Raw genomic sequence first — 24834 nt, 5'->3', positions numbered from 1 at the left:
CAAGCTCAGCGTTTCTCAAATCATGAGAGTCGGCGTATTAGCTCGACCTGTCTGACTTCAGAGCCTTATAACTTGGGCTTGAGGGGATACACTACGCAACCATTCAAGAAACTCAGAACGGTCCGCGACTCGAACATATCTTTTCTTCTGCGAACCCTTAAATTCCAACTCAATATCTTTCTTTGAAACGGGATAACCGACCATCTCCCGAACCGGGCCAGCATAGAGGACGCTTGAAGTTTCGTATCTAAGGTTGAAGCCATAGGTTCTAGCCAATAATTTCCCGTCTGGAGTGATCTCCCAATAGTTAGTCCATAGAGAATGCACCTGCCCCGCAGCCATTACCAGAACAAAGCAAAACGACCACCTCCACCGATGGTCGTGGACGAGAACCATGGAAGTTGACGCTACCAGCAGCGTCAAGATGAGCGTCTGAAGAATGCGAGAACTACGCGATGTCTTATAGAACCTCATGGGATCAGCCTATCGCCGAATGAGACGGGCGCGTTTCTCTTGAAATCCTCTTCTCCGCAAAAGGTCTCTTCAGTTTGCCGAGAACACCGTTCTGCGAAAGACCACGAGCATTAGTTCCCCGAAGGCCGCTCCACGTGGTCGAGAATCAGAGTTTCTGTCTGCCCCTTCGCCAGCTCCAGCTTGAGCCCAAGCGGCGCCACCGCAGAGAACATCGACGGCCCCAGATCGGCGGTATTATCGGCCGCGCCCGTCCACGCTCCCCACTCCACCACCATGTCGTACCGGCCCGTCAGCCCTGTTCTGTCCTGAATCTCTGGGCCGCCCATGTTTCGGTTCGTCAGGAACGTCGCCAGAAGCGTCAGCGGAGCACGATAGAAGTGCAACTCCTCGCCCTCCGGAACCACGAGGCCCCCGCTCGGAAACTGCTTCGGCTGCCCAGCCGGGTCCGGCTCGTCCTCCTTCGCCTCCTTGAACTTCGGCCCAAACTTCGGTCCGCCTTTTCCGATTTCGAGGTAATACACCTTCGAGTCCTTCAGTGCGCGATGGACCACCAGCTTGCACCGCTCCGCGAGAAGCGACTGCAGCATCGCGCGCAGCATCTTCTCCTGCGATGCGGGCTTCTGCCACTCCGCAAGATCGTCCTGCGCCACCTTCGCCTCAATGTCGTATCGATCTCTGCCCATCCAGTCCGGAGACCCTACGGCTTCCCAATAAAACGCCGCCCCGGTTTGCGGCACATACGCCGTCAGAATCACCCGGCCCAACGTCATGTTCACCATGCGAAACCCATCCGGCGTCGCCCCAAACTTTTCGACGTTACCACCCGCTATATTCTGCCGGATGGACACAACCTCAAACGCCAGCGGTTTGGCGGGTGGGGCTACTTGATTTGATTGCGCAGTCGCCATACCTGCGCAGAGTGTTGCGGCGATACACAGCTTGCCGATCATGCGTCTCCTATTGTCCCGCTTCCGCCTTCTCAATCTGTCCGAGCAGGCCCTTCTCGAACTCCGCGTAGGTCTTCGATTCGTCGTATCCGTTTTTCACCCAGCGCCAGTGGCCCTGCTTATCGATGATCCATGTGCGTGGCACATAACTCTGGGCCTCCTCATAGGAGAACGCGGCCAGAACCGGGAAGGTATATCCCTGCTTTTGCATGAACGGCAGTACCTGCCCCGGATTCTCGTCGACGTTGAAGCTCACGATAGTGAGGTCTTTGCGGTCCTTCACCTTGTCATAGAACTTTTGCAGCAGAGCGTCCTGCAGGTGGCACGGTCCGCACCAAGTCGCCCATGAAACGACCACCACAACCTTGCCCGCAAGATCCCCTTGTCTCCACTTCTTGCCCGAGAAATCCGACAACTCGAAGGAAGGCATCTCCTTCCCAACCTTTTCCCACTCACCCTCCTGCGTAGCCGCCACTCCCTTCGGTGTGGCAGCGGGTTTGCCCGCGGCCGAAGCTCCATCCCGCTGCGTAGCGTCCGCGTCAGCTACAGGCGCCGCAGGATTCCACAAGGCCCAAGCTGTCTCCGTGCCTCCCTGCCTAGTCCACAGCGTATGAAATTCTGCGGTCAGATCGTCGCGCAGGATGCCATGCGAGTACGTTGGTGTCTGCGTGCGACTATCCAGTGCAGTCCGGTAATACACCAGCGCATCTTCAGGGTGATGGTCGAGCGTGGCAAAACGCGCTCGATTGGTCCAGTACTGCCCCAGGTCTTTTTTGTTCTCCGGCGGCGGCTCCTCGATCGCCGCACGGAACTGCATAGCCTCTTCCGGCTTCCCGGCCAGCATGGCCGCCTTGAGAATCAGACCGAGATTCTCGAGATCCATCGATACCATCTGGCGGTGAAAACGCTTAACGGTATCCGCATCCAGAGAGCTACTCCACGTCTCCTTCGTGTGGCCTCCGTCCTTGAAGGTCGAGGTCTTCTTCAGCAGCTCCAGCGCACGCTCAGGCTGCCAGCCATGCTTCAGCAGGAACTTCGCCAGGTCGGCAGGCCCAGCCGACAGGATGCCGTATCCGCCGTACTCGTCAATGGACTTCTGATACCGGTCGACCGCCGCCAGCCCATCGGCCTCCGAAACGTATTCATCATCCTGCACCGTGAAGAAAAACTCCGTGCGCTGCAGGAAGGGGTCGTCCGGAAAATCCTGAAAGTCCGTCTTCTCCTTTTCAACCTTCGCGGCTTCGTAGGCCTTCCACGCGTCCGCATCCTTCTGCCCATCCGGAAGCGGGTGCTCTTTGTCCCAACGCTCCTTCGCCAGCCGCTCGGCCGGCGCCTCGTGGGGAAAGTCCTTCGCCGCCTGGCTCTGCATGCGCGCCAACTCCTCATTCGAGGCCCCGGCTAACTGATAGCCAGAGATCAGGAAGAGTCTCCAGTGCGCGTCCCCATGCGGCACAAGCTTCTGGAGCCGATCCAGGTCCTGCCGAATCTGTGCACGCTCCGCCTCATGCTCGCTCGGAGGCCGCGTGAGGAACTCGCGCTGCCACAGGATTTCGTAGTCTTCGAGCCGCTTCGGATCGGTCTGCTTCGCCAGCTCCGCACGCATCGCAACGCTAGTCTTTGCCAGCAGCGGCAGGTCTTTGCGCAGCTTGACCCCCTCGATCTGGTTTCCGAAATAGGTCGCCTCTACCCAGGAGGGACACAACGCGTAGAACCTCTCGAGGTTCTCCTTCAGCTTTGTGTCATCGGCATACTTTCCCCGCCAGTAGATGTTCGAGAGTTCAAACGAAGGCCATGGAAACTTTGGTGCTTTCACCTGCGCTGCGTTCAGTAACCGGATAGCCTCCAGAGGATCCTTATCTGCCAGCACCTTCCCGGCCAGCATCAAAGCCATCGGATCATCGGGATGCGACTTCGCATCGCTCACCCAGCGCTCACGTAAAGCCGCGAGAGGCGCTTCCCAATCGCCTGTGCCTGCTATCGCATAGAGTTGCTCGCGATAGAGCAGATACTCATGCGGATACTTCGCAAGCAGCGCATCGAGCACCTGCTGTCTGCGTGCAACCCGCTGCGTGATCGTAAGCTTGACGAGTTCATCCTGGGAAAGCGTGGTGTCGAGCGCCGCCCTTACTTCAGGAGCTTCGCAACCGTATGGTTTGGATGTCGTTTGACCATGCACTCTGACCGATCCAAGCGCGATAGCAATGAGAAGAAGGGACGCGGAACTGCGCATGACTGCTCACCTCGAAACGTCAACGTCGCACATCTGGCTCAAAGGGTTAAGCACCTTCAAGCCACGCGCAGCTATTAGACCATGCCCGGGATGAATAGTAACTTGATGACACTCGATCTTGCCCTGAGTCCTTAGCCCGCCCACTAAGCGCCTAAAGAAACACAGAACCGAGCGAAGAGAAACACTGACTGGAGTGCAGAGAATCAACTTGAGCCACGGCTATGAGCCCCAAAGGGGCGACATATCGCGACTCCACGATATACCGCGCTTACAACGCTCAATCTCCTTTACCACTTGTACGGGCAGCAGGACAGCTACCGCATGCTTACCTGCGAAATGATCCACACTCAACAGATTGAAATGATCCAGGGAGAGCGGCATCAACTGCTGCCGCAATTGCCGGCAAGTGGCTCTTGATGATCGGCCATTCCTGCGCGGAAAGCGTCACAATGCCAATCAAACGTTCCTTCAGATTCTGCTGATAACTGAGCTTCTGGTCCCCTGTAAGAAAGACCTCAAAATCCGCTGCCTCCGCAGTCCTCAGAAGCTCTCCATTTTTAAGCCCGCTCCAACCCATATAACTCACGGTGCTTACGTCGTGCCCTGGTAGATTCTGTCGCAGCTTATGAGGCGGGTCCTCATCCAGAAGAACCTTCATGAGGCAAGCTGCAACCGATGTGGATGGGCAAACGAAATCAACGCTTCAATAGTTGCTAACGACAGTGACGGATAGTTTTCATGGATCTCCGCCAGCGGCGAACCTGAATCAAAGTTACTCACAATGACATCCGCCGGAATCCGAGTCCCTTTCACCAGAGGACAGCCGGAAACTTTACCTGGAATTATCTCCACCAGCTCGCATCCTCTCCAGTCCATAAAGCACCTCGCATAAACATTTTATCGCCCGAAACATCAATGCTCAGCGAAATTTTGCCCGCAAAACCCACCCTCTCCAAAAGCTTCTTTAGAATGGGCTAGTGACAAAGAACAACTACCGCATGCCCGCCGAGTGGGCCCCGCACGCCGCCACCTGGATCGCCTGGCCCCATAACCCCGAGGACTGGCCCGGCAAGTTCCAGCCCATCCCCTGGGTCTACAGCGAGATCGTCCGCCACCTCTCGCAGGTCGAGGACGTGCACATCCTCGTCAACGACCTCCCCACCGAGAAGCGCGCCACCAGCATGCTGCGCCGCCAGGGAGCCAACCTCGCGCGCCTGCACTTCCACCACTGGCGCACCGATCGCGTATGGCTGCGCGACTCCGGCCCCATCTTTGTGAAGCGAGTCAGCGAGTCAGCAAGTCAGCAAGCCAGTGAAGGTGAGGTCGCGCTCACCAACTGGAAGTTCAACGCCTGGGCCAAGTACGACAACTGGCGCAACGACGACCTCATCCCCAAGCACGTCACCAAACTCTACGGCATGACCAGCTTTGAGCCTGCTGTCACTCCTCCCGACGGCAAGAGCAAGCGCCTCGTCCTAGAGGGCGGCAGCATCGACACCAACGGCGAAGGCATCCTGCTCACCACCGAAGAGTGCCTGCTCAGCGAAGTGCAGCAGCGCAACCCCGGAGTCTCGCGCGAGCAACTGGAGCAAGCCTTCCACGACTATCTCGGCATCGAGAAGGTTATCTGGCTCAACCGCGGCTGCGCGGGCGACGACACGCACGGCCACGTCGACGACATCACCCGCTTCGTTGCGCCCAACACCATCCTCACCGCCGTCGAGACCAACACCGCCGACGAGAACCACCTGCCGCTCGCCGAAAACCTCGAGCGCCTGCACGCCGCACGCAATCTCAAGGGCCGCCCCTTCACCATCAAGACGCTGCCGATGCCCGCGCCCGTCCACTTTGAAGGCCAGCGCCTGCCCGCGAGCTACGCGAACTTCTACATCGCCAATGGCCTCGTGCTGGTTCCCACCTTCAACGATCCCAACGACCGCATCGCGCTCAATACGTTGGCCGAGTGCTTCCCCACCCGCACCGTCACCGGCATCCACTGCACCGACTTCATCTGGGGCCTGGGCGCGCTGCATTGCATGACACAGCAGGAGCCCGCATAAGCATGTCGAAGCCCTGGCCCCCGCCACCCGATCTCGAATCGCTTCAAGACCTCATGCGCGCCGCAGACCCCGAAGGCCATCTCGCCGAAGGGGCTCCGGCTGATGAGTATGAACCCGAAGAAGAACAACTCTTCGCCGCCATCGCGCACTTCCCCACCGCCGACCTGCTGGCCGCAAAACTGCTGCCAATCCTCGAAGAGATCTGGCGCAAAAGCTTCAACCTCGACGAGACAGCCCTTACCTCACGCCGCCCCGCGCTCGAAGGTCTGGCCCAACAGATCGAACACTTCTTCGGCCCCACAGCCACACCGCAGGTTCGTTGATCTGATTCGGTTCTCATGCAGTACAGATCGGCATTACCCCATAGCGCGAAGCGCAAACCGTGACGCTTTAGCGTCGCGGGACGGAGGGCAAGGGAGGCAATAGCCTTAGGCTACGGAATAAGGGCAGGTGAGAATTGGGCTTTAGGTAGTGTCTGACGAATCGGAGACCCTGGTTATAGAGCGAATCCAAGCTCGTTGCACGCATAGCTTTTGTTTTGCGTTTCCCCACAGAATCGTCATCCTGAGCGGAGCGTCCCAGCCTTTGGGGACGCGAAGTCGAAGGACCCCGAGGGTTGCCCTCTTGCCCAAACCTCTTGCACCTTTTCGACCTCGAACGCCCGAACCTGGACTCTCGTGCTGGAAAAGGTCCCAACGTCATGGGTGAAATCAAGTCCTTCGGGGTCCTTCGACTCCGCACCTCGCAAAACACGCGAGGCGCTCCGCTCAGAATGACGTCTCTGTGGGACAAAACATGTGATTCGCTGTTGTCCCCGATGCTAAAGCGTCAGGGAACGCGCTTCGCGCTGTGCTAAACAAACCATCCTTCTTTACTGAACTAACGACTCACCGCCCTAGAATCCCTTTTCCAGCACCACATGCGTAGCCTTCTCCGTCACCTTGCGCTCCGTCACAGAGAACCCAAGCGCACGGAGATCAAGCCCTGGAAACAGCGCTTCACCTTGACCAAGTAGGACAGGCGAAAATGCAAGGTGAAGGGAATCTACCCACCCAGCCTGCAAATACTGCCGCACGGTGGAAACTCCTCCTCCGATCTTGATGTCCTTGTCACCAGCTGCTTGTTTCGCGCGTCGAAGCGCCTCTTCGATGCCTCCGGTAACGAAATAGAAAGTCGTCCCACCCTGCATCACCAGCGGTTCGCGCTCATGGTGCGTCAGCACGAAGGTTGGCGCATGGTACGGCGGATCGTCGCCCCACCATCCCTTCCAGGAATCATCCGGCCAAGGGCCGCGCACCGGACCGAACATATTGCGGCCAAGGATGAACGCGCCAAAATTATCCATCGCTGCCCGTGCGAACGTATCGTCCATGTCGGTCGATCCGCCTTCTTTTCCGTGCATCGCGTGGAACGTCTTTGTATGAAAGAACCATTGAAAGACCTCGGGACCGCGTTTGCCCAGCGGATCGTCCAGGCTCTGCTCCGTTCCCGCGCTGAAACCATCCAACGAAACACCAAATCCCGCAACTCGAACCTTTGGCATGTCTGCTCCTCTCCTTTGACAGTCGATACTACTCCCGGCGAGCTATCTCTTCGATTTGCCGTCCACTTCAAAGACCTTGAAAGGGCTGGACTATGATCGCCTTGTCGACCAACGACAGAAGCGAACAGGAGAGGAAGAATCATGATCTCTAACAGCGAAGTGATGGGTTTTATCCCAACCGTCGATGCCGTGCGGGCACGTGCCTTCTACGAAGGTGTCCTGGGGCTGCGCTTTGTAAGCGACGACCCGTTCGCTCTGGTCGTAGAGTCAAATGGAACGTTTATTCGAATCACCAAAAGCGGTGAGTTTACGCCTGTTCCGCATACCATCCTCGGTTGGCGCGTAAAAGATATCGAGGAAGAAGTGCAAGCCCTGCACGCCCAGGGAGTGACCTTCAAGCGGTATCCTCCCATGTCCCAGAGCGATCTTGGCATATGGACAGCGCCGGGAGGAACCCGGATCGCGTGGTTCCTCGATCCGGACGGAAATCTGCTTTCACTCTCCCAACACCCAGAAGATAAATAGAGCAGAATCCCTATAGATGTACCGAGTGGCGATCATTTGAAGGGCACTTTTCCCTAGAAAAAGTGCTGGCCACGAGTACAAGCCCCAAAGGGGCGACATATCCCAGCCCAGGGTGGAGGCGGCTGGCAAGCGTTTTTTGCTCGCCGTGTCGCCGGAACCCTGGGTTACAGCCCTAGAAAAGATAGAGCCCTGAAGGGGCGATCTATCGCGGCTGCACGATAGGGATTCTGCTCCAGGTCCCGGCCGGCGAAGGGTCAAGGATTCCACGCGGGAACCTCGAAATGCTTGACCGCGTATAAAAGGGACATCGAGGTCATTCATGCTCAAGCGCTTCATCCCGATCGCGGGCTTGCTGTTGCTCGCATTCCTCGGCGAGGCCCAAAAGCCTGCCGCCCCCACCACCGATGCCCCCAGCTACACCCCAAGCGGCGACCTGATCGCGCCCATCCACTATCGCGAGTGGATCTTCCTCACCTCGGGCATCGACATGTCCTACGACGCCGCGACCTCTCAGCCCTCTGCCCATCCCGTCTTCAACAACGTCTTCGTCAATCCAACCGCCTACCGCAGCTTCCTCACCACCGGCACCTGGCCGGACAAGACGACGATGGTCCTCGAAATTCGCGGCTCCGAAAATCCCGTGTCCATCAACAAGCGCGGCCACACCCAGACCTCTGAGATCCGGGGCTTCGAAATCCATGTCAAAGACCACGGCAAGTGGTCCTTCTACGACCAGGACGGAAACACCCCTTTGGCAAAGCTCATTCCCCCACCTGCCGACTGCTATAGCTGCCACGAGAATCACGGAGCCGTCGATACCACCTTCGTGCAGTTCTATCCCACGCTCCTCCCTCGGGCGAAGCAGAAGAACACGCTCTCGCCCGCTTACCTGAAGGAAATGGCGTCTCCAGTCGCGTCGAACTCCACAAAGTAGTACAACGGGAGTCGATGTCCACCGCTACACTCCCAGACGACGAAGCCTTCATGCGACTCGCCATCGCCGAAGCCCGCGCGGCCGAAGCAGCCGGCGAGGTTCCCGTAGGCGCGATCATCGTCTCACCCACCGGTGAGATCGTTAGCCGCGGCAACAACCAGGTTCTGCGCACCAACGACCCCACCGCCCACGCGGAAATCGTCGCCCTCCGCGCCGCGGGCCTCGCGCTCGACAACTACCGCCTCCTCACCCCGGAGGGCGGCTGCACTCTCTACTGCACGCTTGAACCCTGCGCGATGTGCGCCGGAGCCATCCTGCACGCCCGCATCGCACGCCTCGTCTTCGCCGCACGCGATCCCAAAGCCGGGGCCTGCGGCTCCGTGCTCTCGGTCATGAACCACCCCGCACTCAACCATCGCGTGGAGGTTGTAGAAAGCATACTCACCGAAGAGTGCAGCGCGATGCTCACAAACTTCTTCCGCGCCCGCCGTGCAGCTCAAACCTCTGCGAACAAGTCCGCATCTGACTTGTTCACGGAGGCCAACACCGATGGCAACTCGTAAAGCTCCCGCAAAGAAGTCAGCAGCGAAGAAGTCCGTAGCCAAAAAGTCCCCGGCAAAGAAGTCCACCACACCACCCTCTCGCCGCTGGTCCGCCAAGGTCGATACCGACTCCACTCACCCGGACCACGAACTCTTCCTGCAAAGCGCCCCGAAGATCGCCAAAGCGCTCGCCGACAAACGCGTCTCACCGAAAGGCCCAGCCTCCGGCATGCGAATGTTGAACTTCTACATCAACCGCGCCGGAAAGAACCTCTCCAAAGAGCGCGTAGCCACGCTGGAACGAGCCAAGGAACTCCTCTCCAAAATCATCGCCAAGAGCAAAGAAAAAACTCCCGCGAAAAAATCAGCTCCGAAAAAAGCAGCGAAGAAGAGCGCCTCAAAGAAATTGCCTTCGCGTTAGCAATACCCAGCACCCATCGCTGCTATCCTGCCTGCATCACAGACCGTTACCCCAAGGAGCACACGTGCCCACACTGCAAGGAAGAGTCGCCGTCGTTACAGGATCGGGATCAGGCATCGGTCAGGCCATCGCAGAACGCCTTGCAAAAGAAGGCGCGAACTGCGTCGTCGACTATCGCGACCACATCGATCAGGCCCAGGCTACCGCGGACAAGATCACTGCCGCAGGCGGCAAGGCCATCCTGGTTCGCGCCGATGTCTCCGTACTCTCCGACTGCACAAACCTTGTCGAACAAGCCTGGCAGCAACTGGGATCCTGTGACATCCTCGTCAACAATGCGGGCATCGAGAAGGGTGCGGACTTCTGGGACGTCACCGAAGCCGACTACGATGCAGTCCTCAACGTAAACCTCAAGGGAGCCTTCTTCCTCACACAGGCCTTCGTCCGCAAACTACGCGATGCCAAAAAGCCGGGCCGAGTCATCAACATCTCCTCCGTGCATGAAGATATGGTCTTTCCCCACTTCTCGACGTACTGTGCCTCCAAAGGAGCCATGCGCATGTTGATGAGGGACCTCGCCGTCGAACTGGGCCCACTGGGAATTACCGTAAACAACATCGCACCCGGAGCAGTAAATACACCGATCAATACCTCTCTGCTGGCAAACAAACCCAAGCTCGAGGCCTTGCTCGCCAACATCCCCCTGGGCCGTCTCGCCAATCCCGAAGAGATCGCCGGCCTGGCCGCCTTCCTCGCCTCCGACGACGCAGCTTACGTCACCGGCTCAACCTATGTCATCGACGGCGGCCTCATGCGCAACTATCACGAACAATAAAGCGTGACTTTTCTCCGCCTGTAGGCGTCCAATAGATATATGAAGCGCCTCGCCGCACTCGCGCTGGTTATTGCAGGGGTTACGTTCCCTCTATGCGCCCAACGTTCCGGAGCTCGCGGTGGGTTCTCGGGAGGACATAGCAGCGTTGGTAGAAGCGCTCCTGCCTTTCGAAGCGCACCCGCCTTTCATGGCGGCTTTGCCTCTCCCGCAGGTCATTATGGATCTCCCAGAGGCCCAATCTCAAACGGCAGCAGGCCGCTCAGCCTCAGCCCGGTCGTTCATACACAAAGACCTAACTTCTACAGCCGACCTAACTTCTATAACCGCCGACCGGGCTATTCTGCTGGCCTCCGCTATCGAAGGCCGTACTACGGAGCAGGCATTCCCTACGTCTCCGGCTGGGTAGATCCCGATTATCTCGACTCCCCCTATAGCGGTGACTACGATTCCTCAGCCAACCCACCTGACGACTCGATCAACGGATACGCTCCCCAGGGAATCGATCAGGGAACTCCGTCACCTTATACCGAACAGTCATCCGCCGAGCCGCAACCATCGCTGCCCGCACCACCTCCTGAGAACGAAGAGGCAGTCACCCTCATCTTCAAGGACGGCCGTCCTGCAGAGCAGATTCACAACTACGCTTTGACCCGAACGACCCTCTATGTTAGCGATGGACATCGCCGCGACATCCCGGTCGATCAGCTTGATCTTGCTGCAACGGAGAAGGCGAATCACGACGCAGGTGTTGACTTCCATATTCCTGGCGCGACCCAGTAATAGCCGAAGCTCATTCGGCGACTTTTCTCGCGAATATTCCTGCAGCCGCCAGATTAGGCACGAGATCATCCGGGAAGCCGTGACGCTGCTGTAGCCAGACAGGATCGTTCCAGGAGAGCAGTGTCCTTCCCTCGCCAGTCTCGGAGACAAGGATCTTGAGCGGAAGGTCAAGCGCAGCGCTCGGTGCCGCCAGCATCACAGGCGTTCCACCCTTGGGGTTCCCAAAGATCAGCAGCTTCGTCGCGGGCATCTCAAGGCCGGCAGCCTTGGCCTCGCCGGAATGGTCCACACAGCAAAAAAGCTTGACGCCCTTTTCTTTGAGCAGCGTCTCCAGCCGCGCAACGATTTCGTCAACAGAATGGCTGCTGGCACAGGTTTGAATTCCTTCGGACATCGACATAGCCTCCACCTCGTTTCCCTTTACCACTCAACGGGATAAAGCGCCCGCGTGCAATCATCCTCCCATATCGGCGACAATACCCCTATGGAGCTTCTCGTTTATTCCGCTGACTGGTGCCGCGACTGCCGCGAAGCCAAGCGCTTTCTTGCGACTCACTCGATTCCCTACACCGAGATCAATATCGAAACCACCCCAGGCGCCGCCGACAAGGTAATCGCCCAGACCGGTAAACGAGGCATCCCCCAGTTCGTCCTCGACGGCAAGTGGATCCAGCCCTACAAGCCAGGTCAAGGCTTTCTCCACGACGAGATGTCGGCACTCTTCGGTGTGAACGCCAACAAGTAGTAAAGATCGGCAGATAAGCCGTACGCTTACGACTTATCACTTGCCACTCTGACCTACAGCACGTCCGCCAAAGGGCCACCGCAGCCGCAACACACGCTCTCGATCACTCTCTCGACGTGCCTGCTCACTACGGCCCTTCAGCAGGTCATCGATGGTGATGATGCCGACCAGCTTTCCCTCACCGTTGACCACGGGAAACGCCGTCAGCTTTGTCTCCGCCATCATCACGGCACACTCACGCAGCGTATTGCGCGGGGATACCGTCGTCGGCGTCGTCGATCCGCTCAGCACCAGCGGTTGCGACAGATCGGCCTGCTTGGCTGCGGTCATCATCTGCGAACGGGTCAACAGCCCCGTTAGCCTCTCCTCCGCGTCAACCAGCGGAAAGACCCTCTGCCAGTGGGACCACGCTTCCCCACCCCGCTCTTCCATCTTGCTCAGCCAGTCGAAGGCATCCTTTCGGGTAGCATCGTCGCTTAGCGCAAAGACGCTCGTGTGCATCGCCTGGCTGGCCAGCATCGTCTCCAGCGGATCGACGCCAAACTCGCGGCTCAGATGCAGGCCTCGCTGGCTCAGACTCTCCGTCAACATCGATCGAGGCATCACCAGCACGCTCACCGCGTAGGCCGCCACGCTCGCAAGCAGTACCGGCAGCATCAGCCCGCCGTTGTGGGTCAACTCCAGCGCCAGCATCGCCGAGGTCAGCGGACACCCGATCGCGCCCGTCAGAACCGACGCCATGCCCACCAACACCCAGGCTCCCTGCGACATCACAGGCGCCAAGTGCCCCATCACCGCTCCTAGAGCCCCGCCTATCATCAGCAGCGGTGCCAGAATGCTGCCCGCGGTATTCGAGCCCAGCGAAAACACCCAGATCAGGCTCTTGATCACCAGGATGCCGGCCAACAGCTTCCACGCCGTGTCGCCCGTAATCATCTCCTGGATCGTGCTGTACCCCACACCCAGCGCCTTTGGAAATACCAATCCACCCAGCCCGATACCCAGGCCGCCAATCGCTGGCCACCACATCCAATGAATCGGCAGCTTCGCGAACATCGCCTCGCTGAAGTGAACGGCCTTACTCAGCCCGGCAGCTACAAACGCCGCGACGATCCCCAGGATCAGCGCACACAGAATGGCAGAGTGATAGATCGGCGCGCCCGTCGGCGCCATATGCAGAAGCGGTTGAGGCCCCAGCAACAGCCGTCGAACAGCACTGGCCGTAACACAGGCAATCGCCACCGGAACCAGTGACCGCGGCCTCCACTCGAACAGCAGAATCTCCACTGCCAGCAAGGTGGCCGACATCGGGCAGTTGAACGTCGCCGCCATACCGGCCGAAGCTCCTGCGACCATCAACACGGTGCGTTCAGAGCCGGTCATCGGCAACAGTTGCCCCAACACCGAGCCGATCGCACCACCCGTAATGATCACCGGCCCTTCCGCTCCGAACGGTCCACCGGAACCTATCGCAATAGCCGTCGCCACCGGCTTCAAAATCGCCACGCGAGGCTGTACCTTGCCCCCGCCGAAGACGATCGTCTCAATGGCCTCGGGCATACCATGCCCACGCACCCGCGGAGAAAGATACCGTGCAATCAATCCGACGAGCAGACCACCCAGCACAGGCATCAGCGGCGACCACCAATGCACGCCACTCTGCCAGGGATCGTGTCCCACGAAGCTCCAGCGATGGAAGTAGAACAGGTTCGTAAAGAGCGCGATCATCTCCAGCAGCGCCCAGGCGGCAACGGCACTTACAGAGCCCAGGCCTGCAGCCAGCACACTCACATACAAGATCCGGCTGTCCGCCGAGTAATCCCGCAGTTTGCTGGCATACGATTTGCCGCCAAGGGGCTGCGTCATCGTCCCCCGTCCGCGTTCGTAGGCTTCTCCGCTTGAGAAGCAGGCTGCAGCGTGCGAAGCGTCCGCACGATCTCCTCGCCATGCGTTTTGAGGTACTGCACGTGCTGCGTTACCAACTGTTGCAATATCTTCTGCCCCTCAGGTGTAAGCTCCACCAGCGATCGCCGCAAGTCCTGCTCGTCGTTCCTGCGCCGCACTATCCCAGCCTTCTCCGCGCGGTCTACGAGTTCTACAGCACTGTTATGGCGCAGAATCATGCGTTCAGCCAGATGGCTGATCGTCGCCGGACGGCCTTCAGGCGTCGCTGCGATCACCTGCATAAGCTGGTACTGTTGAGCCGCAATTCCGCAGGCCTCCGAAGCCGCCTCGCTGAAGCTGAGAAATGCCCTCAACTGGTACCGAAACTCAGCCAGTTCGGCTAGGTGCGGAATCGCATTCGATCTTGCGTTCTCTTTTTTCATGTTCATTTCTCTCCGATTATATCGCCTCACGATATTTATGGCCAGTCCTGCTCTTCCGACTCGGTACACTAGCTTTGAGCTAAAGATACCCTCAGGAGTCGCCTTGATCGCCCGATATACCCGTCCGCAGATGGCCAGCATATGGTCTGAAGAGAATAAGTACCGTAACTGGCTACGCGTTGAACTGGCCGCAACCGATACCCTCGTCCGCGCCGGCATGGTGCCCGCCGAGGCCGCCACGGCGCTGCACGAGCGCTCCAGCTTCACCGTCGAGCGCATCCACGAGATTGAAGCCGAGACTCGGCATGACGTCCTGGCCTTCACACAGGCGGTTGCGGAATCGGTCGGCCCCGAAGCCCGCTGGCTGCACTACGGACTCACCTCTACCGATGTCGTCGACACGGCACAGGCGCTGGCCCTCACCCAGGCCTCTGAGATCATTCGTTCCGGCATCCTGCGTCTGCGCGAGGTCCTGCGCAAGCGGGCCATCGAGTTCCAGCACACGCCCACCATCGGCCGCACACACGGCGTCCATGCCGAGCCCACGACCTTCGGCATGAAGCTGCTGCTCTGGTACTCGGAGATGGGCCGCAACCTCAAGCGCTTCGACGCTGCTGCCGAAGACCTTCGCGTAGGCAAGATCTCCGGCGCGGTCGGAGCCTTCGGCAAACTCAAGCCCGAGCACGAAGAAGACATCGTCCGCTCGCTGGGTCTCAAGCATGCCTCGATCTCCACGCAGGTGCTGCAGCGCGACCGCCATGCGGCCTACATCACCACCCTGGCCGTGCTCTGCTCCACGCTCGACAAGATCGCCACCGAGATTCGTCATCTGCAACGCACCGAGGTGCGCGAGGCCGAGGAGTTCTTCTCCGCTGGACAAAAGGGCTCCAGTGCGATGCCGCACAAGCGCAACCCCATCACCTGCGAGAACATCAGCGGCCTTGCGCGCGTCGTTCGCGGCAACGCCCAGGTAGCTCTGGAGAACGTAGCCCTTTGGCACGAGCGCGATATCTCGCACTCCTCTGCCGAGCGCGTCATCCTGCCCGATACAACGATCATCGCCGACTACCTGCTGGACAAGGCAGCCACTCTGATCGAGAAGCTGCTCGTCTATCCGGCACGCATGTTGAAGAACCTGGAATCCACCGGGGGACTCATCTACAGCGGCCAGTTGCTCATCGACCTTGCTGCCGCCGGTATGACTCGTGAAGAGGCCTATCGCCTCGTGCAGTCACACGCGATGAACGCCTGGCAGAATGAGCTGAACTATCGTGAGTTGATCATGGCGGACCCCGAGATCAACAAGCATCTCTCTCCGGAAAAGCTCGCCGCGGCCTTCGACGTCAATCGCCAGCTCAGCAATATCGACACGGTCTTTGCACGCGTCTTAGCTGAAAATTAAGGCTTCAACCTCCGCTTTGACGTCGCACCAGCTGTTGCTTTTCTTTCTGTCATTCCCGCAGGGAATCTGCTTCCAGGCTGAAGGCCTGGTCTATCGCGCAACAAGCGACAGGCCGGACCTTCAGCCTGTATGAATTTGCGGACCACATCATCCGCCACCCAACCTACTTCTTCTGTGCCGACACCCTCAGCCTCTCAATAATTCCATGCGTCGACGCAGTATCGGCATCCGCGAAATCCGTGGTCACCGCCAGCGGGCTGGTCTGCGCAAGCTCCGCGAGAGACTGCTCATACCCATGCTTCAGAAAGACCGTCGCATCCGTGCCGAGAGGCTGCCGCAGCGGTAGATGCTCTCGTCCTGCGAGTTCGAACATCGCCTGGGCCGCCTTCTCCGGATCGCCAGGGAAGACGTATCCACTTTGCATGAACGCACGACGCCGTCCAACCGATTCGCTGTAAGCCTCCATCTCCGGCGCATAGGCCATGGAAGCACTGCCCCAGTCTGTGCGGAAGCCACCCGGTTCAACCAGGCAGACCTGTATCCCGAGCGGAGCTACCTCCTGCGCCAGCGCTTCGCTAAAGCCTTCGACCGCAAATTTAGCGGCGTGGTATCCGGACAGCCCCGGACCGGCAGAACGGCCACCGATCGAGGTCACCTGGAAGATGCGGCCCGAACCCTGTACCCGCATCAGGGGCAGCACCGCGCGGGTGACATGGATGACTCCCCAGAAATTAGTGTCGATCTGCCCCTTGAACTGTTCCTCGCTCATCTCTTCAAAGGCGCCGATAAGTCCGTAACCCGCATTGTTGACGAGGTTGTCGATGCGGCCGAAGTGTTTGTGCGCAAGCCCTACAGCAGACTCAACCTGCTTCGCGTCCTGTACATCGAGTGCGAGGGGAAGCACCTTGTCGCCATACTGCTCGACGAGTGGCGCAAGCTGCTGGGTATCTCGCGCCGTTGCGGCCAGCAGATCGCCGTGTGACAGCACCTCTTCGGCCAAAGCTCGACCGAGCCCTCGGGAAGAACCTGTAATCAACCAGACTCGTTGGTTTGCCATATCGATTCGTTTCCTTTCGCGTGGTTTTAGCCACTTCTTCAAGGCTCTTACCGTTGCCGAGAGGTGTCAAAGAGTGCAAAATTGCACTATGAAGCCTGAAGAATTGCCAGGATTACGGGAGCGCAAACGCGCTGCATTAAAGAAACGTCTGATCGATACAGCCATCGACCTGTTTCTCGAACGCGGTTACCAGGAGACTCGGATCGAAGACATTACGACGGCGGCGGACGTCTCGCGCCGCACCTTCTTCCATTATTTTTCGGCAAAAGATGATGTCGTTACAGGACGGTTCGCCCAACAGGCGGACTATCTCCGCGAGACGTTTGTAGCGCGCCCCGCGGACGAGCCGATATGGGACTCGTTGCGCGAGACCTGCCACGCCTTGTTCGTCGCCTACGGAGTGAACAAGCAGCGCGCGGCAAGCCTGCGCAAGCTGATCCATGGCGAGCCGGCGCTCTTCGCGCGGAAGTACGATTTTTATCTGCGGGCGCAGGCAGAACTGATCCCCGTAGTGAAACAAAGGCTCGGACGACAGGCAGACGCCACGCTTCTGGCGAACGTCCTGGTGCGATCCGCCCTTGCCGCACAGGACGCCGCAGGCGAGTTGCAAGCCAAAGGTACTGAGCGTGAGACTCCCCGCAAACTGCTGGAAAGAGCCTTCATCCTGGCCCGGCCCGCAGGGCTGGATGAGCGTGCCGTTCGATAGATTGTGTGAAACCGTTTCCTCATCACGTCTCAAAGACGTACTATTTTGCACATGAAGATTTTCGTGCGCGCCTTCGCCTATAGCCTCACAGCCTGCAGCCTCACGATCTGTGGTCTAGCAGCCGCTCCCTCAGCGTTCGCCCAGCAGACCGTTCTTCCCTTATGGCCTCACGCAACGCCCGAACCCGCTCAGACCACCGATCCTGAACGCGACGTCACCACCGATAAAGACGCCCTGATCGATGGGCGCCGCACCGAGCGGCTCACGAACGTCACGAACCCGACGATCACCGTCTATCCACCCTCGGGAGTGAAGAACACAGGCGCGGCAGCGCTCGTCTTTCCTGGCGGCGGCTATGCCCGTCTCTCCTGGAATGGGGAAGGCACCGATACCTGCGACTGGCTCAACTCCATCGGCATGACCTGCCTGCTGGTGAAGTACCGCGTCCCGGAGAAGGGCCGCTATCCTGACAACCCCGCCGATCTCGAAGACGCCCAGCAGGCCATGCGCCTGACCCGCGCCCACGCCTCCGACTGGCACATCGACCCCGTCCGCATCGGAGTAGTGGGCTTCTCCGCCGGAGCGCATCTCGCCGTTACACTCGGCGCCCACTGGGACGACACCCATGTAGAAAGCACGCCCGCCGCGGCGGATGTCGACACGAAGATAGATGCACGGCCCAACTTCAGCCTCGTCATCTATCCGGCCTACGTAGCAACCCCACCAGCCCTTACTGAAATCGATCCCGCTCTGGTGCCTGTCGCCAAAACTCCGCCGACATTTCTCCTGCAGGCTGAAGACGACGGCGTGCACGTAGAAAACTCACTGATCTACTACCGCGCGCTCAAGGAGGCGAAGGTCCCTGTAGAGATGCACCTCTACTCCACCGGAGGCCACGGCTTCGGTGTGCATCCTCCCGGAAAGCCCGAGGAGCACTGGACGATCCTCGCCACCATCTGGCTGCGGTCTCTCGGCGTAATCCCCTCCCTGGCCCCCCGCCACGGCCCGGACCGCCCCTCGACCGGCACACCAACCCCCACCCCATGCCCAACACCCACGGTCCCGCAGCCTCCTCGCGCCGGGAACCCCGACCCCAAGAGCACAAGCCCAAACACCAACACAAACACCAGCGCGAACCAGAATACGAGCCCCGCAACCCAAACCGCACAACCTTATCCGAACTGCTGGTAGTAATTGAGCATTTGGGGGACTACGCCGAACCTAAGATTTAATACTTAGTTACCTGCAAATAGCTCCTCTGACGAGGGACTATTTGCAGGTAGTTTTTTTTCGTTGAGACTTTGGTGTCCCCTCTTCAATCAGCGAGCCGCTAAAAGGCCGGGTGCTCGATTCATGACGATGGTGTTGTCATAAATCGAGCACCTAAATGATTCCGGGTACGCGGAGGCCATCCGTGGTCGTTGTTACATATCCGTATAGGTTTAGCGACTGTGGATTACAAGATCCGAGTACTGCACAGCCTCCGGTTTACTCGCCCAATCCGGCGACATCCAACGGCCCATGCTCGATCCATAGTACTTAGCCTCGAAATAATCCAGCCCCGATTCTGCATCCCGTTCTTTGCCGGAAGAAAGTGATCTACACTTCTACGCCACTCGAAACTCTTGAAGATACTCCGGCCACAAAACGGCATAACCGTCTTTGCCCCGTTCGCGATAACCAGCTCGAACCTGTTCCTGAAAGGGGCCCTCTATCAGCTTTCGAGCAGCATCAAAAGCTTCCTTTGGTTGATCTGTCAAAATGAAGATGTTGAACTCACCCGCCCCAAAATCGTGACCATCGACCCAGGAGGTCGACGGGAGATTTTGAATCAGCTTCTCCTCCAAAGCCACAAGCTCGTCGAATTGACTTATTTCCGTCGCTGCAAATTGTAAAACCAGCTGAAACTTCATTTCTCGCCTCGCAGACTTCTTAGGGAAGTGGATCATAAAGCGGCACTGAATAACCCTTGACGGGTGCCCCATTCATGCGCGGTCTTTGCGCATGGGTGGGCAGCGACGGATGCCCATACATTGGCACTCCTTCTCCCTCGCCACCCCACTCATGACGATAGTGCTGTCATGAATGGAGCACCCAAATAATTCCGAGTACGTGCGGGCCACACCCGTCAAACAGCTTGCTGAGACACAAAAGTTAAGGGCACGGGATAAACCCGTGCCCTTAATCTTGCGAATTCGATGAATTTCCTACAGGGACCGAAGCGTAGAGCTCGACGAAGCGGCGGGGACAGATTTGCCGGCCGACCGCCAGTCGTCGACGAGGTCGGAGATGAGGAGCTTGAAGAAGTCGTAGCTCTCATTGTCGATCTCGCTGGCAAGCTCGAAGAGTCCGCAGGGAGTTGGGATGGGTGGAACGATGATCGGCAGAGCGGGAGCAACAGTTTTACCAGAGCTGGTGAAGTTGAGCGCAAGGGCAAGGTTAGCGATGTCGTTGGACGCATCACGGCTGGTGAGCGGTGGCAGATTGTAGCGCCATTCGATCAGCTTCAGAACAGAGGTGTGGTCGTAGAGGTTCGAATCAATTCGCGGGGTTGCGGGAGCGCCCTGGGTAAAAGGCGAGACGACGACTACAGGAACGCGGCAGCCGAGAAGCGCTTTGCCATCGACCAGATCGGTATCCACACTGTTTGGAGCGTTGACGCGAGTGGGAGGAACCGTGTCGTAAAAGCCACCCCACTCGTCGCGGTTGAAGATGACGACGGTATTGCCCCACTTCGGTCCGGAGGTGACGGCGCGGTAGATCTTACCCATGAAAGCTTCCCCGGCGCGGAGGTCGGCATGCGGATGGTCGTCGTTGCCCTCGCCGTCGTCAAGAATGGTGAAGCTGGGGTCGACGAAGGAGACGGCGGGCAGAGTGCCTGCGGCTGCGTCAAGCAGAAACTGCGCGAAGATCTCGGAGATAGGGAGATATTTGGTTCCCCAGAGTGCGAGAAAGGGAACATTGCCGAAGTAGTATTTGGAACTGACGCCTGCAGCAGCAAGCGTATCGAAGATCGTCGGCAACGTGGAGATATCGAGCGTGTTCGAGAGGCGATCGGTCTGTCCTGCAAGCTGGAAGATGCGATTGGGGAAGGTGGGCCCAAGGATGGAGGCGAAGTAGTTGTCACACGTGGTGAAGTTGCGGGCCATTGCGCCAAAGAACGACAGCTGCTCTTCGGTGTAGTAGCCGATCGAGAAGGTGTCGTTGGTGGTAGTTTGGAGCCATCCGTCCATCAGACCGCCGTTAACCTCGCTCCGGCCTCCAGCGTAGGAGTGGTCGGGGTCAGGATGCGCGCAGCCGACGTAGGTAGTGAGTTGCGTGGTGGGGTGGGACTCGCCGAAGCTGTCGACGAAGGAGAGACCGGCCTGTTTGCCGTTAGCGCCGGGCAGCCATCCGAGCAGGTGGTCGAAGCTGCGATTCTCCATCATGACGACAATGATGTGTTCGATCTGCGAAGCTTCAGGCGAAGGCAAGCCAATGGTCTGGGCCTTGGCGGAGTCGTTCAAGGTGCCGGCCAGCGCCGCGGCAGACGCTGCGCCGGCCATTCCACGTAAGAAGTTTCTGCGATTAACAGGCATGGATCAATCCCCCTTGAGGAACGGCCGGGAGACTGGGACCGTCCTGAATAAGACAGATGCGAGGCCATGCTAACGGCGGCTTATTAACGGCGATTTAAAAGCAGGTGAATTTGGGTGAGTACAAATGTCGTGTGGCCGACATCTCTACGCCTCTATTCCTTCCAGCACTACCTCATCCAGCAGCTCCGTACCGAACACACCCTCCCACTTCGCCACCACAACACTAGCTAGACAGTTACCCACGACATTAACCATCGTTCGCGCCATATCCATCAATGCGTCGATGCCAAGAATCACAAAGATCGGTTCGACCGGCAGATGAAACGTCGAGGCCGTCGCGAGCAACACGACTAATGTCGCTCGCGGAACTCCCGCAACACCTTTGCTTGTCAGTACCAGCGTTACCATCATCAGTAGTTGCTGACCTATCGACATGGAGATACCCGCCGCCTGCGCGACGAAGATACTCGCCACGGCGAGATATAACGTCGAGCCATCGAGGTTGAAGCTATAACCTGCCGGAATGACAAATGCCACGATGCGTCGCGGAACTCCGAGCGCCTCCATCTGCTCCATCGCACGCGGCAAAGCGGCCTCGCTGGTTGCGGTCGCAAACGCAATCGTGGCCGGCTCGGCGACTGCGGCGATGAAGTTCGCAATCGGCACCTTGAAGAGCATTGCGGCGGGAAGCAATACCAGCACACCGAACATAGCCAGCGCGCCGTAGAGCGTCAGCAATAGTTTGCCGAGATTCACCAGTACGCCCAGCCCCATGTTGCCGACGGTATACGCCATCGCCGCGCCCACGCCGATCGGAGCAAAGTACATCACTACATTCGTGAAGCGAAACATCACCTCGCTGAGGCTCTCGCACAGCCGCAGCACAGGCCCGCGCTTGGCTTCGCTCAACGTCGCCAGCGCAATGCCGAAGAAGACAGCGAACACCGCAACCTGCAGGATCTGTCCTTCGGCAATGCTCTTGGCAATGTTCTCAGGAAAAACATGGAGTAGAAAATCATCCCAGTGCGTGGGAGGCGGTGCGCTCACGACCTGCACTGCCTTCGTTGCGGCTGACATCGATAACCCTACACCGGCCCGGGTGATGTTGATCGCCAGCAGCCCAATCCCCAGCGCCAGTGTGGTAACGACTTCGAAGTACACCAATGCCTTGATGCCCATGCGGCCAACGCTCTTCAGGTCGCCATGTCCCGCAATGCCGACCACCAGCGTCGCAAGGATCAACGGAGCGACGATGGTCTTGATGAGCCGTAGAAAGATATCGGAAAACACACGCAGGCCCACAGCGAAGTGCGGAGCATCGAAGCCGAGTTCAGCTCCGGCGACCATCGCCACAAAGATCCAGGGCGTAAGACTTCGCCGTTGCACAGCAAATGCCGCCAGCAAGACTACACCGAGCCAACGCATTCCCAGCGCAACGTCGTGCGGCACATGTACATGAGGAAGCTGCAACACCGCTCCGAGCGCCAGAGCCGCCAATCCTGGCCCGAGCAGGACCAGATCCTTCTTTGAAAATCCTTTTGCCATTCCGCGAAGAATATCAGTGACCGGTGGGAATAGGCACGTAGTTAGTACCTGTTCAAATAGTTAAAGAATTAATCGAAACATTCGGGGCCAAAGGGGTGTTATCACACGTATATTGTTTAGTCGCTGGCTATCCATAGCCTTCCAGCGACTGAACGAATTTTGTCCGCCATCCTCTGGCGTACTTTTTCGGGAACATGGTGCAAGCCCGCACGGAGGGCTCTCATGAACATCGCTCGCTGCAAATATCTGCCGACTCTCCTCCTCTTCAGCGCATTCGCCCTCTTTGGCAACCCCATACAAGCTGAGGCTCAAGCGCCGCCCACACCACCCACTCCTCCAGCCACCTATCCGCAGATCGTGCGACTGAGCCTCGTTCAGGGCGACGTACGCATCTCGCGCGGCAAAGATGCCGAACATGCTACTGGAGCCGTCTGGGAGAAGGCTGCAGTCAACCTCCCGCTGGAGGACGGCTTCAACCTCGTCACAGGTCAGGGGCGTGCCGAGATCGAGTTAGAAGATGCCTCCACCGTGTATCTGGGCGAGAACTCCGCGCTGAGTCTCGATCTTTTAGAGACCACGGGCGGCGTGCCTCGTACAGAGATGACGCTGCTCACGGGCACAGCCACGTTGAACGTCAAGCCTATCGTTGCGGGAGAATGGTTCCTTCTTCGTACTCCTACCAACGGCATCACCATCCGCTATCCCCATGCAGCCTACCTGCGCATCAACAGCTATATGGATGCCATGTCCGTCACTCCGCAAGAGGACGCGGATATTCATCTCGGACGTTCCACAGAGATGGTGCAAGGCACGAAGGGACAAACGTTCATCTCGCGCGGCAGCCAACCTCTCGTTCCAGACGGGTCGGACATCTCCAACTTCTCTGAATGGGATAACTGGGTAGCCACTCGCCGTGCCGCGCGAGCAGCCTCTGTCACTGCCGTCATGAAAGATGCAGGGCTGGCCGCTCCGATCCCCGGGCTGGCGGATATGAATGCCAAGGGAACCTTCTTCCCCTGCGAACCCTATGGCACATGCTGGGAGCCGACTCACGGCTGGGCCCACCAGGCGGCAGCGAGCAATCAACCCGCTCCGCAGCAAGCTGACCCACAGGATCCACAACAAGCCGGACCGCCTCCCCTGCAAACCTATGGCACTGGTACCGGTTCAGTTCCTCTGCTGCACTGGGAGGACGAAGACCCCTTTCCCTGCACTCCCGACAGGCTGCACTATCTGATCCAGGACGATCCCGATACCGGCCAGTCGACAATCGTCGACAGCGAACTGACATACGACGATTATGACTATGACTGGACCGTCTGCCACGCCGGCAGTTGGCTCTACCGGAACAATCGGTACGTGTGGGTAGTAGGCGATAAGAGACACCACCACCCCCCGATGCACTGGGTCAAATGCGGACACAAGACAGGCTATGTTCCTATCCATCCGCACGATGTTGCGGGCAAGCCTCCACTGAATCTGAAGCACGGACTCTTCGCACCGGGCGGCAAAAAAGGTGGCTCTATCGAGCGCGTCGCCTACGATCCCAGGTCGCAGGTCAAGCTATTGGAGGAACCTCCCAAAGAGTTCCGCAAGGCATACTATCCTCCCCTCGCTCGGGCGGAATCACCGCATGTCGAAGCTCACGTAGCCAGAGATACGTTCTCCGGCAACAGAGACCCGCATGGGATGCACCCTGGAACACCCATCACCTTCGACCATAAGTCGCAAAGCTTCATGATGGCCCGCCAGGTCACGCAGGGAGGCCGTACAACCACGGTGAATGAACCCTTTGGCAACCATGGAGACAGGGCGCAATCGGGCGGTGGATCCTTCCATAATGGTGGAGGCTTCAGCGGTTCCCGAGGATCCGGATCTGCGGGACGCTCGGGCGGCAGTGGCTACCACGGAGGTGGTGGTGGCGGAGGGGGCGGTTCCCACGGAGGTGGAGGCGGTGGCGGTGGTGGTGGGGGAGGCGGCGGTGGTGGTAGCCACGGCGGCGGAGGTGGTGGTGGTGGTGGTGGCGGAGGCGGAGGCGGACATCACTAGGGCTCACCCACCCATCCAGTAGAACCCTCGCATGAGGGTTCTACTGGATGAGAGCAGGCGACAACAGCGACAGGTGTAATCGTAGCTAGCTGTAATGGTAGCTAAAGGATGCACTCTCGTTCTTACGGCAAGCG

The 24834-nt window shown here is 58.7% G+C and carries 25 protein-coding genes; 13 read left to right on the top strand and 12 right to left on the bottom strand.

Annotated elements, in window-relative coordinates; all coding sequences use genetic code 11:
• Window positions 1–584: 584 nt before the first annotated feature.
• The 4 genes from ACIX8_RS06315 to ACIX8_RS25095 form a co-directional block, all read right to left on the bottom strand.
• Entirely contained in the window at window positions 585–1424 is an 840-nt protein-coding gene (locus ACIX8_RS06315; RefSeq protein ID WP_014264499.1) for a TIGR03435 family protein, read from the bottom strand.
• A gap of 7 nt (window positions 1425–1431) precedes the next feature.
• Window positions 1432–3651, bottom strand: a complete 2220-nt coding sequence (locus ACIX8_RS24405; protein ID WP_014264498.1) for a TlpA disulfide reductase family protein — start codon at window positions 3649–3651, stop codon at window positions 1432–1434.
• 325 nt (window positions 3652–3976) lie between these two features.
• Window positions 3977–4309 (bottom strand): DUF5615 family PIN-like protein, encoded by a 333-nt coding sequence (locus tag ACIX8_RS06305; protein WP_014264497.1) that lies wholly within the window; start codon window positions 4307–4309, stop codon window positions 3977–3979.
• Window positions 4306–4527 carry a DUF433 domain-containing protein gene (locus ACIX8_RS25095; protein WP_014264496.1) on the bottom strand — a complete coding sequence of 74 codons (222 nt, stop codon included), beginning with the start codon at window positions 4525–4527 and terminating at the stop codon, window positions 4306–4308. Before ACIX8_RS25095 ends, ACIX8_RS06305 begins: the two co-directional genes overlap by 4 nt.
• A 122-nt stretch (window positions 4528–4649) precedes the next feature.
• On the opposite strand from ACIX8_RS25095, the gene ACIX8_RS06300 reads away from it, so the two are divergent.
• Entirely contained in the window at window positions 4650–5711 is a 1062-nt protein-coding gene (locus tag ACIX8_RS06300) for an agmatine deiminase family protein (protein ID WP_044177973.1), read from the top strand.
• 2 nt (window positions 5712–5713) lie between these two features.
• Window positions 5714–6034, top strand: coding sequence for a hypothetical protein (locus tag ACIX8_RS06295; protein WP_014264494.1), 321 nt, complete (start codon window positions 5714–5716; stop codon window positions 6032–6034).
• A gap of 572 nt (window positions 6035–6606) precedes the next feature.
• On the opposite strand, the gene ACIX8_RS06290 is transcribed toward ACIX8_RS06295, so the two are convergent.
• Window positions 6607–7254, bottom strand: coding sequence for a dihydrofolate reductase family protein (locus tag ACIX8_RS06290; protein ID WP_014264493.1), 648 nt, complete (start codon window positions 7252–7254; stop codon window positions 6607–6609).
• A gap of 141 nt (window positions 7255–7395) precedes the next feature.
• Between ACIX8_RS06290 and ACIX8_RS06285 the strand changes: the two genes are divergently transcribed.
• From ACIX8_RS06285 to ACIX8_RS06260, 6 genes are all read left to right on the top strand, one after another.
• Window positions 7396–7779 carry a VOC family protein gene (locus ACIX8_RS06285; RefSeq protein WP_014264492.1) on the top strand — a complete coding sequence of 128 codons (384 nt, stop codon included), beginning with the start codon at window positions 7396–7398 and terminating at the stop codon, window positions 7777–7779.
• Window positions 7780–8098: 319 nt separating this feature from the next.
• Entirely contained in the window at window positions 8099–8713 is a 615-nt protein-coding gene (locus ACIX8_RS06280; RefSeq protein WP_014264491.1) for a cytochrome P460 family protein, read from the top strand.
• 14 nt (window positions 8714–8727) lie between these two features.
• On the top strand, window positions 8728–9276 hold the full coding sequence (gene tadA, locus ACIX8_RS06275; protein ID WP_014264490.1) for a tRNA adenosine(34) deaminase TadA: 549 nt from the start codon (window positions 8728–8730) through the stop codon (window positions 9274–9276).
• Window positions 9263–9676 (top strand): DUF3175 domain-containing protein, encoded by a 414-nt coding sequence (locus ACIX8_RS06270; protein ID WP_014264489.1) that lies wholly within the window; start codon window positions 9263–9265, stop codon window positions 9674–9676. Before tadA ends, ACIX8_RS06270 begins: the two co-directional genes overlap by 14 nt.
• A gap of 64 nt (window positions 9677–9740) precedes the next feature.
• Window positions 9741–10511: an SDR family NAD(P)-dependent oxidoreductase gene (locus ACIX8_RS06265; RefSeq protein WP_014264488.1), complete on the top strand. Its 771-nt coding sequence runs from the start codon at window positions 9741–9743 to the stop codon at window positions 10509–10511.
• Between the two features lie 39 nt (window positions 10512–10550).
• Entirely contained in the window at window positions 10551–11291 is a 741-nt protein-coding gene (locus tag ACIX8_RS06260; protein WP_014264487.1) for a hypothetical protein, read from the top strand.
• A gap of 10 nt (window positions 11292–11301) precedes the next feature.
• Here the strand turns inward: ACIX8_RS06260 and ACIX8_RS06255 are convergent, their stop codons facing one another.
• Window positions 11302–11685, bottom strand: a complete 384-nt coding sequence (locus tag ACIX8_RS06255; protein WP_044176273.1) for a DUF302 domain-containing protein — start codon at window positions 11683–11685, stop codon at window positions 11302–11304.
• A gap of 90 nt (window positions 11686–11775) precedes the next feature.
• Here ACIX8_RS06255 and ACIX8_RS06250 point away from each other — a divergent pair, with 90 nt between their 5' ends.
• On the top strand, window positions 11776–12036 hold the full coding sequence (locus ACIX8_RS06250) for a glutaredoxin family protein (RefSeq protein WP_044176271.1): 261 nt from the start codon (window positions 11776–11778) through the stop codon (window positions 12034–12036).
• 36 nt (window positions 12037–12072) lie between these two features.
• On the opposite strand, the gene ACIX8_RS06245 is transcribed toward ACIX8_RS06250, so the two are convergent.
• Entirely contained in the window at window positions 12073–13902 is a 1830-nt protein-coding gene (locus tag ACIX8_RS06245; RefSeq protein WP_014264484.1) for a chloride channel protein, read from the bottom strand.
• Window positions 13899–14363: a MarR family winged helix-turn-helix transcriptional regulator gene (locus tag ACIX8_RS06240; protein WP_014264483.1), complete on the bottom strand. Its 465-nt coding sequence runs from the start codon at window positions 14361–14363 to the stop codon at window positions 13899–13901. The genes ACIX8_RS06245 and ACIX8_RS06240 overlap by 4 nt, the downstream gene beginning before the upstream one ends.
• Before the next feature lie 103 nt (window positions 14364–14466).
• On the opposite strand from ACIX8_RS06240, the gene purB reads away from it, so the two are divergent.
• A complete protein-coding gene (purB, locus tag ACIX8_RS06235; protein ID WP_014264482.1) occupies window positions 14467–15765 on the top strand; it encodes an adenylosuccinate lyase in 1299 nt (432 codons plus the stop codon).
• Window positions 15766–15928: 163 nt separating this feature from the next.
• Here the strand turns inward: purB and ACIX8_RS06230 are convergent, their stop codons facing one another.
• A complete protein-coding gene (locus ACIX8_RS06230; protein ID WP_014264481.1) occupies window positions 15929–16822 on the bottom strand; it encodes an SDR family NAD(P)-dependent oxidoreductase in 894 nt (297 codons plus the stop codon).
• A gap of 88 nt (window positions 16823–16910) precedes the next feature.
• Here ACIX8_RS06230 and ACIX8_RS24400 point away from each other — a divergent pair, with 88 nt between their 5' ends.
• Both ACIX8_RS24400 and ACIX8_RS06220 read left to right on the top strand, forming a co-directional pair.
• Complete coding sequence (locus ACIX8_RS24400; protein WP_052310571.1) at window positions 16911–17528, top strand: TetR/AcrR family transcriptional regulator; 618 nt, start codon at window positions 16911–16913, stop codon at window positions 17526–17528.
• A 51-nt stretch (window positions 17529–17579) separates the two neighbouring features.
• Window positions 17580–18719: an alpha/beta hydrolase gene (locus ACIX8_RS06220; RefSeq protein WP_014264479.1), complete on the top strand. Its 1140-nt coding sequence runs from the start codon at window positions 17580–17582 to the stop codon at window positions 18717–18719.
• A gap of 416 nt (window positions 18720–19135) precedes the next feature.
• Here the strand turns inward: ACIX8_RS06220 and ACIX8_RS06215 are convergent, their stop codons facing one another.
• The 3 genes from ACIX8_RS06215 to ACIX8_RS06205 form a co-directional block, all read right to left on the bottom strand.
• Window positions 19136–19441, bottom strand: coding sequence for a hypothetical protein (locus tag ACIX8_RS06215; RefSeq protein WP_014264478.1), 306 nt, complete (start codon window positions 19439–19441; stop codon window positions 19136–19138).
• Window positions 19442–19735: 294 nt separating this feature from the next.
• On the bottom strand, window positions 19736–21106 hold the full coding sequence (locus ACIX8_RS06210) for an alkaline phosphatase family protein (protein ID WP_014264476.1): 1371 nt from the start codon (window positions 21104–21106) through the stop codon (window positions 19736–19738).
• Window positions 21107–21250: 144 nt separating this feature from the next.
• Entirely contained in the window at window positions 21251–22651 is a 1401-nt protein-coding gene (locus ACIX8_RS06205) for a dicarboxylate/amino acid:cation symporter (RefSeq protein WP_014264475.1), read from the bottom strand.
• A 222-nt stretch (window positions 22652–22873) separates the two neighbouring features.
• On the opposite strand from ACIX8_RS06205, the gene ACIX8_RS24395 reads away from it, so the two are divergent.
• Window positions 22874–24700, top strand: coding sequence for a FecR domain-containing protein (locus ACIX8_RS24395; RefSeq protein ID WP_014264474.1), 1827 nt, complete (start codon window positions 22874–22876; stop codon window positions 24698–24700).
• Window positions 24701–24834 lie beyond the last annotated feature (134 nt).

Origin of the sequence: Granulicella mallensis MP5ACTX8, assembly GCF_000178955.2 — a bacterium.
Classification (GTDB): Bacteria; Acidobacteriota; Terriglobia; order Terriglobales; family Acidobacteriaceae; genus Granulicella; species Granulicella mallensis.
Note: the sequence above shows the minus strand (reverse complement) of the source record. Positions and strands in the feature narration are given on the sequence as shown.

What these genes read in the sequence shown, in the direction of transcription:
- ACIX8_RS06230 (WP_014264481.1), bottom strand. Translation starts at nt 16,822, where the DNA reads ATGGCAAACCAACGAGTCTGGTTGATTACAGGTTCTTCCCGAGGGCTC.
- ACIX8_RS06240 (WP_014264483.1), bottom strand. Translation starts at nt 14,363, where the DNA reads ATGAAAAAAGAGAACGCAAGATCGAATGCGATTCCGCACCTAGCCGAA.
- ACIX8_RS25095 (WP_014264496.1), bottom strand. Translation starts at nt 4,527, where the DNA reads ATGGACTGGAGAGGATGCGAGCTGGTGGAGATAATTCCAGGTAAAGTT.
- ACIX8_RS06210 (WP_014264476.1), bottom strand. Translation starts at nt 21,106, where the DNA reads ATGCCTGTTAATCGCAGAAACTTCTTACGTGGAATGGCCGGCGCAGCG.
- ACIX8_RS06280 (WP_014264491.1), top strand. Translation starts at nt 8,099, where the DNA reads ATGCTCAAGCGCTTCATCCCGATCGCGGGCTTGCTGTTGCTCGCATTC.
- ACIX8_RS06295 (WP_014264494.1), top strand. Translation starts at nt 5,714, where the DNA reads ATGTCGAAGCCCTGGCCCCCGCCACCCGATCTCGAATCGCTTCAAGAC.
- ACIX8_RS06290 (WP_014264493.1), bottom strand. Translation starts at nt 7,254, where the DNA reads ATGCCAAAGGTTCGAGTTGCGGGATTTGGTGTTTCGTTGGATGGTTTC.
- ACIX8_RS06245 (WP_014264484.1), bottom strand. Translation starts at nt 13,902, where the DNA reads ATGACGCAGCCCCTTGGCGGCAAATCGTATGCCAGCAAACTGCGGGAT.
- ACIX8_RS24405 (WP_014264498.1), bottom strand. Translation starts at nt 3,651, where the DNA reads ATGCGCAGTTCCGCGTCCCTTCTTCTCATTGCTATCGCGCTTGGATCG.
- ACIX8_RS06215 (WP_014264478.1), bottom strand. Translation starts at nt 19,441, where the DNA reads ATGAAGTTTCAGCTGGTTTTACAATTTGCAGCGACGGAAATAAGTCAA.
- ACIX8_RS06305 (WP_014264497.1), bottom strand. Translation starts at nt 4,309, where the DNA reads ATGAAGGTTCTTCTGGATGAGGACCCGCCTCATAAGCTGCGACAGAAT.
- ACIX8_RS06205 (WP_014264475.1), bottom strand. Translation starts at nt 22,651, where the DNA reads ATGGCAAAAGGATTTTCAAAGAAGGATCTGGTCCTGCTCGGGCCAGGA.
- ACIX8_RS06270 (WP_014264489.1), top strand. Translation starts at nt 9,263, where the DNA reads ATGGCAACTCGTAAAGCTCCCGCAAAGAAGTCAGCAGCGAAGAAGTCC.
- ACIX8_RS24400 (WP_052310571.1), top strand. Translation starts at nt 16,911, where the DNA reads ATGAAGCCTGAAGAATTGCCAGGATTACGGGAGCGCAAACGCGCTGCA.
- ACIX8_RS06260 (WP_014264487.1), top strand. Translation starts at nt 10,551, where the DNA reads ATGAAGCGCCTCGCCGCACTCGCGCTGGTTATTGCAGGGGTTACGTTC.
- ACIX8_RS06220 (WP_014264479.1), top strand. Translation starts at nt 17,580, where the DNA reads ATGAAGATTTTCGTGCGCGCCTTCGCCTATAGCCTCACAGCCTGCAGC.
- ACIX8_RS24395 (WP_014264474.1), top strand. Translation starts at nt 22,874, where the DNA reads ATGAACATCGCTCGCTGCAAATATCTGCCGACTCTCCTCCTCTTCAGC.
- ACIX8_RS06315 (WP_014264499.1), bottom strand. Translation starts at nt 1,424, where the DNA reads ATGATCGGCAAGCTGTGTATCGCCGCAACACTCTGCGCAGGTATGGCG.
- ACIX8_RS06255 (WP_044176273.1), bottom strand. Translation starts at nt 11,685, where the DNA reads ATGTCCGAAGGAATTCAAACCTGTGCCAGCAGCCATTCTGTTGACGAA.
- ACIX8_RS06300 (WP_044177973.1), top strand. Translation starts at nt 4,650, where the DNA reads ATGCCCGCCGAGTGGGCCCCGCACGCCGCCACCTGGATCGCCTGGCCC.
- ACIX8_RS06285 (WP_014264492.1), top strand. Translation starts at nt 7,396, where the DNA reads ATGATCTCTAACAGCGAAGTGATGGGTTTTATCCCAACCGTCGATGCC.
- tadA (WP_014264490.1), top strand. Translation starts at nt 8,728, where the DNA reads ATGTCCACCGCTACACTCCCAGACGACGAAGCCTTCATGCGACTCGCC.
- ACIX8_RS06250 (WP_044176271.1), top strand. Translation starts at nt 11,776, where the DNA reads ATGGAGCTTCTCGTTTATTCCGCTGACTGGTGCCGCGACTGCCGCGAA.